Origin of the sequence: Serratia sp. CY52157 (assembly GCF_052168495.1) — a bacterium.
In the GTDB taxonomy this organism is placed as follows: domain Bacteria; phylum Pseudomonadota; class Gammaproteobacteria; order Enterobacterales; family Enterobacteriaceae; genus Serratia; species Serratia ureilytica.
Window position 1 is genome coordinate 1,455,959 of the sequence record NZ_JBJNMO010000001.1, and the last position, 12,541, is coordinate 1,468,499.

The following is a 12,541-nucleotide window of genomic DNA, read 5'->3' on the forward strand; positions in this document are numbered from 1 at the left end:
TATGCCTGTGTATCAGATTGACGGCCTGACGCCGGTCGTTGACCCCAGCAGTTACGTGCACCCGACGGCGGTGCTGATTGGCGACGTGATCGTCGGCAAACACGTGTATATCGGCCCGAACGCCAGCCTGCGCGGCGATTTTGGCCGCCTGGTGATCTGCGACGGCGCCAACATTCAGGACAACTGCGTGATGCACGGCTTCCCGCAGCAGGACACGGTGGTGGAAGAAGACGGCCATATCGGCCACGGCGCCATCCTGCACGGCTGCCGCATTCGCCGCAACGCGATGGTGGGCATGAACGCGGTGGTGATGGACGGTGCGGAGATCGGCGAGAACACCATCGTCGGCGCGATGGCGTTCGTCAAAGCCGCGGCGGTGATCGAAGCCAACAAGCTGGTGGTCGGCAGCCCGGCGCGCGTGCTGCGCGATCTGACCGAACAGGAGCTGGCCTGGAAGATCGCCGGCACCCGCGAGTATCAGGATTTGGTGCAGCGCTGCAAATCCTCGCTGCACGAAGTGGCGCCGCTGACCGAAATCGAACCGGGCCGCCGGCGCCTGAGCTTCGGCGACCACCTGATCCCGAAAAGCCAGCTTTAGTCTCAGGGGCTGAAGGCGCGCCTCAGTCCCCTCTCATTACTCCACTTCCGGCGCCTTGAACGGCGACGGCGCAACCGCGCGGCGGCTCTGGAAGTGATAAGCCGCCACCAGCAGCAAAGTGAACGGAATACCGAACCACAGCGTCATGCGGAAGAATTCGGTAAACGCCGTCGAGATCATCAACGCCGCCATCAGCCCGGCGCCGAGCAAGGTGGTATAGGGAAAGCCCCACATGCGAAATTTCAGGTGGGTCTGCCGATGCCGGCGGCGGAAGAACAGGTGGGTGACGAAAATCATCAGCCAGGTAAAGCAGGCGCCATACACCGAGATAGACATCATGGCGGCGAACGAGGTTTCCGGCGCCACCAGGCTCAGCACGATAGACACCACGATACCGATGCACGACATCGCCAGCGCATTGACCGGAATACCGCGCCGGCTGACGCGCCCCAACGCCGCCGGCGCCTGCCCGGCGCGCGACAGCGAGAACATCATGCGAGTGGTGATATACAGCTGGCTGTTCATTGCCGACAGCGCCGCTACCAGCACGATAAAGTTGAAAATACCGGCGGCGGCGGGCAGATGGATCACGTTCATCGCCATCAGGAACGGGCTTTCGCCGGTGCCGGACTGGCGCCAGGGCACGATGGCCAGCATCAGGGCGATCGACAGCATGTAGAAGATGAACAGCCGCACGATGGTGCCCTTGAACGCCGCCTTCACCGCAATCACCGGATTCTTCGCCTCGCCGGCGGCCACCGCGATCATTTCAATGCTCAGGTAGCTGAAGATGGACACGATCACCGCGAACCACATGCCCTTGACGCCAAACGGCATAAAGCCGCCGGCGGTCAGGTTGCGCAGGCCGTAGGCCGGGTTGCCCGAGAACGCCAGAATGCCGATGCCGATCAGAATAAACGCCACGATCGCCGTCACTTTGACGGTGGACAGCGCGTATTCCACCTGGCCGAACGATTTCACGCCGATCACGTTAACAACGATCACCGCCGCCGAGAACAGCAGCACCCACGGCCAGGTCGGCGTCGCCGGGAACCAGAACTGCATGTACATGCCGATGGCGGTGACTTCGGTGCCCACCGCCAGCACCACGCAAGACCAGTAAGAGTAACGCACCAGAAAACCGAACAGCGGGCCGAGATAGAATTCGGCGTAGTCGCCGAACGAGCCGGGCGTCGGGTGTTCGGAGGTCATTTCCGCCAGGCTGCCCATCAGCAGCAGCGCAATGACGCCACCGATCAGGTAGCTCAGCAATACCGACGGCCCCGCCATCTGAATGGCGTAGGCGCTGCCGAGAAACAGCCCGGTGCCGATGGCGCCGCCGATCGCCAGCATCGACATCTGCCCGGCGGTAAGATGCTTGTTCAACCCGCCCTGGCGGCGGGCGATATGCTCAAAATCATTCATCTGTGGCATGGCTGTGCTCCCGGGCGGAGTTAGGCGGTACGGGTGACGTCGAGGATCGCGGCGGTCACATAGTCGATGTTGCCGGGGTTAAGCCCCGGCAGACACATGCGGCCGGGCGAGACCAGATAGATGGCGTAGCGCTGCCGCAGGGTCTGCAGCTGAGCTTCGTTCAGGCCGGTATAGCTGAACATGCCGCGCTGCTCGCGAATGCGCCGGTGCTCCAGCGAAGAGCCGCCCTGCGCCAGCCCGGCGGCCAGCTGTTCACGCATTTGCTTGATGCGTGAGCGCATTTCCGCCAGCTCATCGCGCCAAAGCTCGCCGAGTTCGGCGTCGCCAAGCAGGGTTTCCACGATCTGGCTGCCGTGCGTCGGCGGGCAGGAGTAGCTGCGACGGATCAGCGTTTTTAACGCCCCTTTGACGTTGGCGGCATTTTCCGCGTCGGCGCAGCGCACCGACAGCGCGCCCAGACGCTGGCCGTACAGCGCGACGTTTTTGGAAAACGAATTGCAGACCAAAAACGGCAGATCGGTTTTCAGCGCTTCGCGCAATGCAAAGCAGTCTTCCTCCAGCCCGTCGCCGAAGCCCTGATAGGCGATGTCGAACAGCGGCAGCAGGCTGCGTCGTTGCAGCACGGCGAGCGTGGCGCGCCACTGCTCCGCCGTCAGATCGGTGCCGGTTGGGTTGTGGCAACAAGGGTGCAGCAAGACCACGCTGCCCGGCGGCAGGCTGTCCAGCGCGTCGAGCATGGCGGCGAAACGCAGGCCGCCCGCCGCTTCATCAAAGTAGGGATAGGTATTCACCCGCAGCCCGGCGCCTTCGAAAATCGCCCAATGATTGGCCCAGGTAGGATCGGACACCCAGATTTCACCGCGCGCCAGAAAGTGGCGCAAAAAATCCGCCGCCAGCTTCAACGCGCCGGAGCCGCCGACGGTCTGCACCGTGGCGATCTCGGCCGCCTGTTGCTCACCGAACAGCAGCGCCTGCACCTGGCGGGCGAACTGCGGCGAACCTTCGATCGGCGGATAACCGTGCGGGCGGCGCAGCGCCAGCAACCGCTGCTCGGCCGCCTCAACCGCGCGCATCAGCGGAATATTCCCCTGCCGATCGTAATACAGCCCAATGCCTAAATTCACTTTTTGTGGATTGGGATCCTGCAAATAGGCTTCCATCAGCGACATAATAGGATCGGCGGCGGAAGGTGCAATCTGTTTAAACATGACGCATCCTTAACTCGTTATTGAATTAATATGAAGACAGGCTTAAGGAGAAATTAAATCAGGCGATGGCGCTGACGGTAATTTCTATTTTCATTCCGGGCACCACCAATTTCTCGACGATAACCGTGGAGCGATTGGGATAAGGATAATTAAAGTATTTCCGGTAAATATCATCGAGCCATTTAACGTCGTTAACGTCGGTAAGATACACGATCACCTGCAGCACCTTATCGCTGTGGCTGCCCGCCGCCTTCAGCGTCTGCGCCAGGTTATCGAAGGTCAGCGCAATCTGTCGCTCCGGCGCGCCGGTGTCGATGCTGCCGTCCGCCCGCACCGGGCCGTGGGCGGTAAACAGCATGCCGCCGCCCCGGGTGGCCCAGGAAAAAGGCTGGCCGATATCCGGCAGCCCGGTCTCTACAATCTCGCGCATGTCAGTGGTTCCCGTGGTGGTCAAGTTGGCGAAGCAGCGCGCCGTCGGCGGCGAACAACGCATCCAGGATGGTGAAATGGTTGGCGCCTGGCACCGCGACCAGTTCAGCCGGCAGCCCGCGTTGGCGCAGCGCCGCATGATAGTGTTGCGACTGACCTCTCAGTTCCGGCAGCTCCAATGCGCCGTAATACAGCGTAAGCGGCTTGCCGCGCGTCGGCAGGCGGCGCGCCGGGCTGAGCGTTTCAATTTGCCGCGTGGTCAACTGCAGCGCCCGATTGACATAGCTTTGTTGCAGCGGCGCCAGCTCGAACAGGCCGCTGATGGGAAAGACGGCATCCACCAACGCATGCTGCTGCCAGAGCGCCGCCAACTGCCCGCCGGCGGAATGGCCGCACAGATAAACCGGATGGGCGTAGTGCGGCGGCAGGCGGCGCTGAATGGCATCCAGTGCCATTCCGATCTGTCGGCATATTTCGTCGAGATCCACCGCCGGTGCGAGCGCATATTCCACCAACACCACGTCAAAACCCAACGCCAGCGGCCCGGCGGCGATAAAGGCGAAATCCGCCTTATCGCAAAATTGCCAATAGCCGCCGTGAATAAAAATTAACGTCCCCTGATGCTGCTTTGCAGAATAGAGCCAATCAAATTTTTCACGTTCCCCGTTGCCATAAGCAATATTATTTTCATGGCGCGTCTGTTTATAAACAGCCGCGCTGCGGGTTTGAAATGAAGTCAAAATAGCCGCTTCATTATCCACCGTGGCGCCGTTGTCATAACTCCCCGCAAGTGGTTTCATATATTAAACTTCGTTTATTATTTAAGATGTGAATTAACTATTAGCACCGACAAAATTATTGTCAAGACGGGCGCATCAGCAATGCGCGCCCGGTAAAATAAAACCTGATGAATAATGAAAAAGTTTAACCCATGAAACTTTTTGCGTTTATTTCCCCCGCCCGTCCAGCTGAATTTTCGGCAAGGCGCTGAGCCGTTCAAATGCATAATCCCAAAAGGCGCGCACCTTCAGCGGCATGTGCTGCGCCTGCTGCGCCACCAGCTGTACCGGCATCGGCAACGGCTCATGATCCGTCAACAGCCGCACCAGCGTGCCGGCGGCCAAATCGTCCGCCACCTGATACGAGAGCAACCGGGCGACGCCCTTGCCGGCGCGCACCGCCAGCAGTTGCGCTTCCACGTCGTTGAGCAACAGCCGGGGCGTCAATCGCACGCGCTCGCCGTTTTCCTGCGGGCCGAAGCGCCATTCGCGCAGCGACGGCCGCTGGGTGCCGACGATGGTGGCGTGCTCCGCCAGCTGCGCCGGCGATCGCGGTTCACCGCAGCGCGCCAGGTAATCCGGGCTGGCGACCGTCACCCGGCTGACCTGCCCCAGCCGCCGCGCCACGCGTGAAGAGTCCTGCAGATGACCGATGCGCACCGCGATATCCAACCCTTCGTCAATTAGATCGAGATTGCGATCGTTCAATACCATTTCGATCTGCATCTGCGGGTAATCATCGAGAAATGCCATCACCACCGGCGCCACGTACCGGCGGCCGAACTGCACCGGCGAGGTAACGCGCAGCAAGCCGCTCAGCTGCGCTTCGGCGGTATCCTGCACCACCGCCTGATAATCCTGCAGCAGCCGTTGCGCACGCTCCAACAGCCGCGCACCCGCCTCGGTGGGCGCCAGCCGCCGGGTCGTGCGCTCCACCAATCGGGTGCCGAAACGCTGTTCCAGCGCGGCGATGGCCCGGGTGATCGCCGGCGCCGAACGCCGCAGTTTGCGCCCGGCCGCCGCCAGGCTGCCTTGCTGCACCACCGCCACGAAAATCGCCAACTCGTCTAACCGATCCATAGATTCTTCCGAAAAGTGAAATTATCAATTTCCACATTGCCGGATTTCGCTCGTTCAACGCAAGAGTATGCTGACAAAAAGCACTGAGGAGAAACGCCATGTCCACCATCACACTCTACGGCACCCCGCTTTCCGGCCACGTTCATCGCGTGGCGTTGCTGCTGCGCATGCTGGCGCTGCCCTATGCATGGGTCGAAGCCTCGGCGGACGTACGGCAGAGCGCAGCCTTCCGCCGGCTCAACCCGTTCGGCCAGATCCCGGTCTTGCAGGATGGCGATCTGACGCTGGCCGACAGCAACGCCATTCTGGTCTATCTGGTGAAGCGCTATGCGCCGGACAGCCACTGGCTGCCGGAACAGCCGGCCGCGGCGGCGCGAGTGCAGGCCTGGCTTTCCAAAGCCGCCGGTGAAGTCCGCTACGGCCCGGCGGCCTGCCGACTGATCGCCCAATTCGCCGTGCCGGAGGACTATCAGGCGGCGCGGGCGGTCAGCGATCGTTTCCTGCCGCAGATGGAACAGCACCTGAGCGAGCGGGACTACCTGGCCACCGAACACCCCACCATCGCCGATCTGGCCTGCCACAGCTACGTGGCGGTCGCGGCCGAAGGCGGCATTTCGCTGTCGCCTTACCCTGCGATACGTCGCTGGGCGGCGCGCATCGCTGCACTGCCCGGCTTCTTTGCCATGCCGGCCCTGCCGGAACCGGCGGGGAGCTGACGCCATGATCCCGCAACTGTTCCATCCCGATGAGCTGCGCGCGCAGACGCTGGCCGGGTTTGGCGGCGTAGGCGGCGGCATCTACCCCGCGATGCCGGATCAGCACCGCGCGTTTTTCGCCGCGCTGCCCTACCTGTTTGTCGCCACGCTGGATGAACAAGGCTGGCCCATCGCCACCCTGTTCACCGGCCCGCCCGGATTTTTACGCACGCCAGACGACACGCATTTACGCATCAGCGCGTCGCGCCGCAGCGACGATCCCGCCCAGGCGCTGTTGCTGCCCGGCAAGCCGGTCGGCGCGCTGGGGCTGGATTTCAGCAACCGGCGGCGCAACCGCGCCAACGGCGCCGTCGGCCGCACCGACAAAAACCGGGTGGAAATCCTCGTTCAGCAAAGCTTCGGCAACTGCCCGCAGTACATTCAGCGCCGCGAACTCTACCCGGTGGACAGCCGGCCGCAGCCGGTTGAGCATTTGGCCGTGCTGGATGCGGCGGCGCAGGCGCTGATCCGCGCCGCGGACACCTGCTTCGTCGCCAGCTGCGCGCACCTGGCACTGGCGCAGGGCGGCGTGGATATTTCCCATCGCGGCGGCCGCCCCGGCTTTATCCACCTGGAAGGTGACACGCTGTGGATGCCGGACTTTCGCGGCAACCGCTACATGAACACGCTGGGCAATCTGCTGGCCGAACCGCGGGCGGCGCTGCTGTTCATCGATTTCGATCGCGGCGACGTGCTGCATCTGCAGGGGGAAACGCAAATCCTCTGGCAGGCGGAAGGGGATCCCGGCGTCGAAGGGGCGGAACGCTATTGGCGATTTGACGTGCGCCGCGCCTGGCGTTTTGCGGCGGCGCTGCCGTGGCGAGGGCGCAATCTGGAGTATTCGCCGGCGACGCTGGCGACCGGGGTGTGGCGCCGCTGAGCTGAAATGAAAAGCCCCGCGGCAGCGGGGCTGGATCGGAAATTACAGGCTGTGTTCGGCCGCCGATGCGGCCTGATAAAGCTGACGAAAATAATTCAACCGCGCAAAGAACAGGCGGCTTTGCTGCTCCGACATATTGCCGGCCACCTGCCCGGCGTCAATCTGCCGCCCTTGCCATTCCATCAGGGCGATGCTCGACGCCAAAAAATCCATTTCGCTGCCGTAGGCCGCGAAATGTCTGTCTACTGATTTCATCATTCGCACACTCCTTTTAATCACATCGAAAAGGGTCATATGCCTGCTCTTTCAGTATCGACCCGACGGCGGATATTTTTTGTACAGAAGATGCGCAGTGAGAAAACGGCCATCTTGTCGTCGCGTTGGCAAACGGCGGCGGCAAAGTTTGCTAGGGTAAAGGGTAGCCGTATGGAATAGACCACTCCGTTGAACTCAGCAAAGGAAGAGACTCATGAGCATCAGTATCCGCGCCACCCTCAAGGATCCCACGCTGTTCCGCGAGGCCAATTACATCGACGGGCAATGGTTGCCGGCCCAGGAAGGCCGCACGATCGCCATTCATAACCCCGCCAACGGCGAGCGGATCGGCCACGTGCCGGCCTTCGGCGCCGAAGAAACCGCTCGCGCCATCGCCGCCGCCAAAAAAGCGCTGCCCGCCTGGCGCGCGCTGACCGCCAAAGAGCGCGCCGGCAAGCTGCGGCGGCTGTTTGAGCTGATGATGGAAAATCAGGAAGATCTGGCGCGCATCATGACGGCGGAACAGGGCAAACCGTTGGCCGAAAGCCGCGGTGAAATCGCCTATGCCGCCTCCTTTATCGAATGGTTCGCCGAGGAAGGCAAGCGGGTGTATGGCGACACCATTCCACAGCCGCAGGCCGGTCGCCGCATCATCGTGCAAAAAGAGCCGATCGGCGTGTTCGCCGCCATCACCCCGTGGAACTTCCCGGCGGCGATGATCACCCGTAAAGCCGGCCCCGGCTGGGCCGCCGGCTGCACCGGGGTGATCCGCCCCGCCAGCCAAACGCCGTTCTCGGCGCTGGCGATCGCCGTGCTGGCGGAGCGCGCCGGGTTGCCCGCCGGGGTGTGCAACGTGATAACAGGCCCCAGCAAAGGCATCGGCGGCGAACTCACCGCCAACCCGGACGTGCGCAAACTCTCCTTCACCGGCAGCACCGAAGTGGGGGCGCAGCTGCTGTCCCAGTGTGCGCCCACCATCAAGAAAACCAGCATGGAGCTGGGCGGCAACGCGCCGTTTATCGTGTTTGACGACGCCGATCTGGATGCCGCCGTGGCCGGCGCGGTCGCCTCGAAATACCGCAACGCCGGCCAGACCTGCGTCTGCACCAACCGTTTTCTGGTGCAAGACGGCGTATACGATGCCTTCGCCGCCAAACTGAAAGCCGCCGTCGCCAAGCTGAAAGTCGGCAACGGCCTGGATGACGGCGTCACCATAGGCCCGTTGATTAACCCGGATGCGGTGGAGAAAGTGCGCGAGCATATCGCCGACGCCGTCGAGCACGGCGCTTCGGTGCTGCTGGGCGGCAAGCCTGACGCGCTGGGCGGCAATTTCTTCAGCCCGACCATCCTGACCGACGTGCCGCGCACGGCGAAAATCTTCCGCGAGGAGACGTTCGGCCCGGTGGCGCCTCTGATCCGCTTCAGCCAGGAAGCCGACGCCGTCGAACTGGCCAACGACACGCCGTTCGGCCTGGCCGCTTACTTCTACAGCCGCGACATCGGCCGGGTGATGCGCGTGGCCGAAGCGCTGGAGTACGGTATTGTCGGCATCAACGAAGGGCTGATCTCCACCGAAGTGGCGCCGTTCGGCGGCATGAAACACTCCGGTTTGGGCCGTGAAGGCTCAAAATACGGCATCGAAGACTATCTCGAAATCAAATACCTGTGCCTCGGCGGTTTGGATGCCTGATGTGAGGGGCACCCGCGCCTGCGGGGGCCCTGTCTGGCGGTTTTGGGCAGCCTTTGCTACCTTTAGGCCTCTTTTCAGCGGTTAAAAGGAATTGCCTCTATGCAGCCCTTCACGGTACACCTGCCCGGTTTTTACGTCGCCGGCCAGACAATCAGAACCACCAATCAGGACGAAACCCAGCCCGAGACGGCTAAAATCCCGGCGCTGTGGTCAGACTTTTTCGCCACCTCGCCCGCCATGCCGGTTTACGGGGTCTACTCCAACTACGCCTCCGATGCCAGCGGGCCGTTTGATGTCACCGCCGGCAGTGAGGCACAGAGCGGTTTGCACATCCAACCTGGCCGCTATCTGGTGTTCCAGGCCCGAGGCACCATGCCGGCGGCGGTCATCGAAGGCTGGCAAACCATCTGGGGCTACTTCGAGCAACACCCGGAAATCGAACGTCGCTTCCTGACCGACTTCGAAGCCTATACCGGCCCCGACGCGGTCGATATCCATATCGGCTGCCGCTAACGCGACAGTGAGGTCAACAATGATGACGCTCTCCCCCGCCATTCCGATTTTGCGTATCTTTTCAGTCGACAAGGCCAAAGAGTTTTATCTGGATTTTCTCGGTTTCACGCTGGCGTGGGAGCACCGTTTCAGCGAAGACCTGCCGCTGTACATGCAGGTGACCCGCGCCGGGCTGACGCTGCACCTGAGCGAACACTACGGCGACAGCACGCCCGGTGCCGCCATTTTCATCCCGGTGCACGATATCGACGCGCTGCACCGGGAGCTCACGGCCAAAAACTACCGCTATGCCCGGCCGGGGCTGGAGGTTGTCGACTGGGGCAAAGAGCTCAACCTCACCGATCCGTTCGGCAACCGGCTGCGGTTTTGCGAACAGAGCCCCTCGGCCTGATCGGCGTTATGGCCGATATTCCGCCTCGCTGACCGGCTCCAGCCAGGTCACCGGGCTGCCGTCCACCGCTTCGGCGATGGCGATATGGGTCATGGCGGTGTCCGGTGTCGCACCGTGCCAGTGTTTGACGCCTGCCGGGATCCAGACGATATCGCCGGGGTGCATCTCCTGCGTCTTCTCGCCCCACATCTGGATCCACCCGCGCCCCTGAGTGACGATCAGCGTCTGGCCGAGCGGATGCGTATGCCATGCCGTGCGGGCGCCGGGTTCGAAGGTGACGGTCGCGCCGCCCACCCTAGCCGGCGCATCACCGGCGAACGGCGCGTCGATGCGTACCTGCCCGGTAAAGTAATCCGCCGAACCGCGCTGTGATGGGATAGAACCGCTGCGTTGTATTTTCATCTGTCGTGTCCTCCGCGCCGGATCTCACAGCCGGCGCTGATAATCATGAGTGAGTGATGTCAAGATAGCGCCATGCTTTTCCGGCGACTAGCGGGTAGAATGCGCAAGGAGCTATGAGCTCAATTCATAAATCTACGCGCGACAGTGCGCTCACCCTCCTCTTCGGTGCCGATATGTTGAAAGAAAACTTTAACGATCTGATCGCTTTCCTGATGGTGGCCAGGGAGCGCAGCTTCACCAAAGCGGCGGCACAGCTTGGGGTTTCCCAATCGGCGCTCAGCCACGCTATTCGCGGCCTGGAAGAACGCCTGGCGCTGCGTTTGCTCACGCGCACCACTCGCAGCGTCGCCCCCACCGAGGCCGGTGAGCGGTTGCTCAACAGCATTGGTCCACGCTTTGCGGAGATAGAAAACGAGCTGAACGCGCTGGGTGAAATGCGCGATCGGCCCGCCGGCAACATCCGCATCACCGCCGGCGAACACGCGGTGGATGCGGTGCTATGGCCGGTGCTGCGCACTTTTCTCGTCGATTACCCGGATATCAACGTGGAAATCACCGTCGACAACAGCCTGACCGACATCGTCGCCGGGCGATTCGACGCCGGCATTCGGCTGGGGGAACAGGTAGCGAAGGACATGGTCGCGGTGCGCATCGGGCCGGATATGCGCATGGTGCCCGTCGCCTCCCCTGACTATTTCGCCCGTTACGGCCTCCCCGCTACGCCGCAAGCGCTGCAAAACCATCGCTGCATCAACATGCGCCTGCCCACCCTCGGCGGGCTGTACGCCTGGGAATTTGCCCGCGATGGCCGGGAGATCAAAGTGCGGGTGGAGGGGCAACTGACCTTCAACAGCCTGCGCCAGCGAATCGACGCCGCGCAGCTCGGCCTCGGAATCGCCTTTGTGCCGGAAGATACCGTCGCCGAGCCGCTGGCCGACGGGCGGTTGCAGATGGCGCTGGACGACTGGTGTCCGCCGTTTCCCGGTTATTACCTCTATTATCCAAGCCGCAGGCAACACACCACCGCCTTTGCGCTGCTGATTGAGGCGCTGCGGCGCGGGGCTTAACGCCCGACGTTTTTCTGCAGATGCGCCGGGTAGCGATCGCCAATCACGTCGATAGCGGAGAGCGCACGCTCAATCTCACCCAGTTCGTCCGCCGCCAACGTGACCGCCGCCGCCGCGAGGTTTTCTTCCAGCCGGTGACGCTTGGTGGTTCCCGGGATCGGCACGATCCACGGCTGCTGCGCCAGCAGCCAGGCCAGAGCGATCTGCGCCGGCGTCACGGCCTTGCGCTGCGCTATCTGCCCCAGCACATCCACCAGCGCCTGGTTGGCCCGGCGCGCTTCGGCGCTGAAGCGCGGCACCACGTTGCGAAAATCGCCGCTGTCAAAGGTGGTGTCCTCGGTAATGGCGCCGGTGAGAAAGCCCTTGCCGAGCGGGCTGAACGGCACCAGACCGATGCCCAGCTCTGCCAGCGTCGGCAAGATTTCACGCTCCGGCTCGCGCCACCACAGCGAATATTCGCTTTGCAGCGTCGTGACCGGCTGCACCGCGTGAGCTCGCCGAATGGTTTGCGCGCCGGCTTCCGACAGGCCGAAATACTTTACTTTCCCTTCGCGAATCAGTTGCTGCACCGTACCGGCCACCTCCTCGATAGGCACCTCGGGATCGACGCGGTGCTGATACAGCAAATCGATCGTCTCTATCCGCAGGCGCTTCAACGAGCCTTCCACCGCCTGGCGAATATGCTCCGGACGGCTGTTCAACACCTGTTGCCCCGCCGGCTGCGGCAGAACGAAACCGAACTTGGTGGCGATGACGACCCGATCGCGCACCGGCGCCAGCGCTTCGCCCAACAATTCCTCGTTCGTGAACGGACCATAAATCTCGGCGGTATCGAAGAGCGTCACGCCCTCGTCAACCGCGGCGCGGATCAGTTCGATCGCCTGCCGTTTGTCGGTGGCCGGGCCGTAGCCAAAACTCAGCCCCATGCAGCCCAACCCCAACGCAGATACTTCCAGCCCTTCGCACCCCAACTTGCGTGTTTGCATCTTCACTCTCCCACTGATTGATACCGGCCCCGCCTGACGCGGAGCCGTTCCGGTGTGATGACTGTAAAACGCGA

15 protein-coding genes are annotated in these 12,541 nt (G+C 62.5%); 7 read left to right on the forward strand and 8 right to left on the reverse strand.

Annotated elements, in window-relative coordinates; translation table 11 throughout:
• Position 1: 1 nt before the first annotated feature.
• Entirely contained in the window at positions 2-598 is a 597-nt protein-coding gene (gene paaY, locus ACJ8IP_RS06985; protein ID WP_033643617.1) for a phenylacetic acid degradation protein PaaY, read from the forward strand.
• 36 nt (positions 599-634) lie between these two features.
• Here the strand turns inward: paaY and ACJ8IP_RS06990 are convergent, their stop codons facing one another.
• From ACJ8IP_RS06990 to ACJ8IP_RS07010, 5 genes are all read right to left on the reverse strand, one after another.
• Positions 635-2,032, reverse strand: a complete 1,398-nt coding sequence (locus ACJ8IP_RS06990) for an amino acid permease (protein WP_122016272.1) — start codon at positions 2,030-2,032, stop codon at positions 635-637.
• Between the two features lie 20 nt (positions 2,033-2,052).
• Positions 2,053-3,240 (reverse strand): amino acid aminotransferase, encoded by a 1,188-nt coding sequence (locus ACJ8IP_RS06995; protein WP_042784931.1) that lies wholly within the window; start codon positions 3,238-3,240, stop codon positions 2,053-2,055.
• A gap of 58 nt (positions 3,241-3,298) precedes the next feature.
• Positions 3,299-3,670 (reverse strand): RidA family protein, encoded by a 372-nt coding sequence (locus ACJ8IP_RS07000; protein WP_033643621.1) that lies wholly within the window; start codon positions 3,668-3,670, stop codon positions 3,299-3,301.
• 1 nt (position 3,671) lies between these two features.
• Positions 3,672-4,469, reverse strand: a complete 798-nt coding sequence (locus ACJ8IP_RS07005; RefSeq protein WP_042784932.1) for an alpha/beta hydrolase — start codon at positions 4,467-4,469, stop codon at positions 3,672-3,674.
• A 147-nt stretch (positions 4,470-4,616) separates the two neighbouring features.
• Positions 4,617-5,528 carry a LysR family transcriptional regulator gene (locus ACJ8IP_RS07010; protein WP_164057883.1) on the reverse strand — a complete coding sequence of 304 codons (912 nt, stop codon included), beginning with the start codon at positions 5,526-5,528 and terminating at the stop codon, positions 4,617-4,619.
• A 98-nt stretch (positions 5,529-5,626) separates the two neighbouring features.
• Here ACJ8IP_RS07010 and ACJ8IP_RS07015 point away from each other — a divergent pair, with 98 nt between their 5' ends.
• On the forward strand, positions 5,627-6,244 hold the full coding sequence (locus ACJ8IP_RS07015; protein WP_046687379.1) for a glutathione S-transferase family protein: 618 nt from the start codon (positions 5,627-5,629) through the stop codon (positions 6,242-6,244).
• Positions 6,245-6,248: 4 nt separating this feature from the next.
• Positions 6,249-7,163: a pyridoxamine 5'-phosphate oxidase family protein gene (locus ACJ8IP_RS07020; protein WP_164057884.1), complete on the forward strand. Its 915-nt coding sequence runs from the start codon at positions 6,249-6,251 to the stop codon at positions 7,161-7,163.
• Positions 7,164-7,205: 42 nt separating this feature from the next.
• Here ACJ8IP_RS07020 and ACJ8IP_RS07025 read toward each other — a convergent pair whose 3' ends face one another.
• The gene (locus tag ACJ8IP_RS07025; RefSeq protein ID WP_042784935.1) at positions 7,206-7,421 is read right to left on the reverse strand and encodes a glycogen synthase; all 216 of its coding nucleotides are present in this window, start codon (positions 7,419-7,421) and stop codon (positions 7,206-7,208) included.
• 211 nt (positions 7,422-7,632) lie between these two features.
• On the opposite strand from ACJ8IP_RS07025, the gene gabD reads away from it, so the two are divergent.
• The 3 genes from gabD to ACJ8IP_RS07040 all read left to right on the forward strand — a co-directional run bounded on the left by gabD (position 7,633) and on the right by ACJ8IP_RS07040 (position 10,012).
• Positions 7,633-9,108: an NADP-dependent succinate-semialdehyde dehydrogenase gene (gene gabD / locus ACJ8IP_RS07030; RefSeq protein ID WP_164057885.1), complete on the forward strand. Its 1,476-nt coding sequence runs from the start codon at positions 7,633-7,635 to the stop codon at positions 9,106-9,108.
• Positions 9,109-9,207: 99 nt separating this feature from the next.
• The gene (locus ACJ8IP_RS07035) at positions 9,208-9,621 is read left to right on the forward strand and encodes a GyrI-like domain-containing protein (protein ID WP_042784937.1); all 414 of its coding nucleotides are present in this window, start codon (positions 9,208-9,210) and stop codon (positions 9,619-9,621) included.
• Between the two features lie 22 nt (positions 9,622-9,643).
• Positions 9,644-10,012, forward strand: a complete 369-nt coding sequence (locus ACJ8IP_RS07040; RefSeq protein ID WP_164057887.1) for a glyoxalase superfamily protein — start codon at positions 9,644-9,646, stop codon at positions 10,010-10,012.
• Positions 10,013-10,018: 6 nt separating this feature from the next.
• On the opposite strand, the gene ACJ8IP_RS07045 is transcribed toward ACJ8IP_RS07040, so the two are convergent.
• Positions 10,019-10,414, reverse strand: a complete 396-nt coding sequence (locus ACJ8IP_RS07045) for a (R)-mandelonitrile lyase (RefSeq protein ID WP_442524338.1) — start codon at positions 10,412-10,414, stop codon at positions 10,019-10,021.
• Between the two features lie 173 nt (positions 10,415-10,587).
• Here ACJ8IP_RS07045 and ACJ8IP_RS07050 point away from each other — a divergent pair, with 173 nt between their 5' ends.
• Positions 10,588-11,481: a LysR family transcriptional regulator gene (locus tag ACJ8IP_RS07050; RefSeq protein WP_042785744.1), complete on the forward strand. Its 894-nt coding sequence runs from the start codon at positions 10,588-10,590 to the stop codon at positions 11,479-11,481.
• On the opposite strand, the gene ACJ8IP_RS07055 is transcribed toward ACJ8IP_RS07050, so the two are convergent.
• Complete coding sequence (locus tag ACJ8IP_RS07055) at positions 11,478-12,467, reverse strand: aldo/keto reductase (protein ID WP_442524339.1); 990 nt, start codon at positions 12,465-12,467, stop codon at positions 11,478-11,480. The genes ACJ8IP_RS07050 and ACJ8IP_RS07055 overlap by 4 nt on opposite strands.
• Between the last annotated feature and the right edge of the window lie 74 nt (positions 12,468-12,541).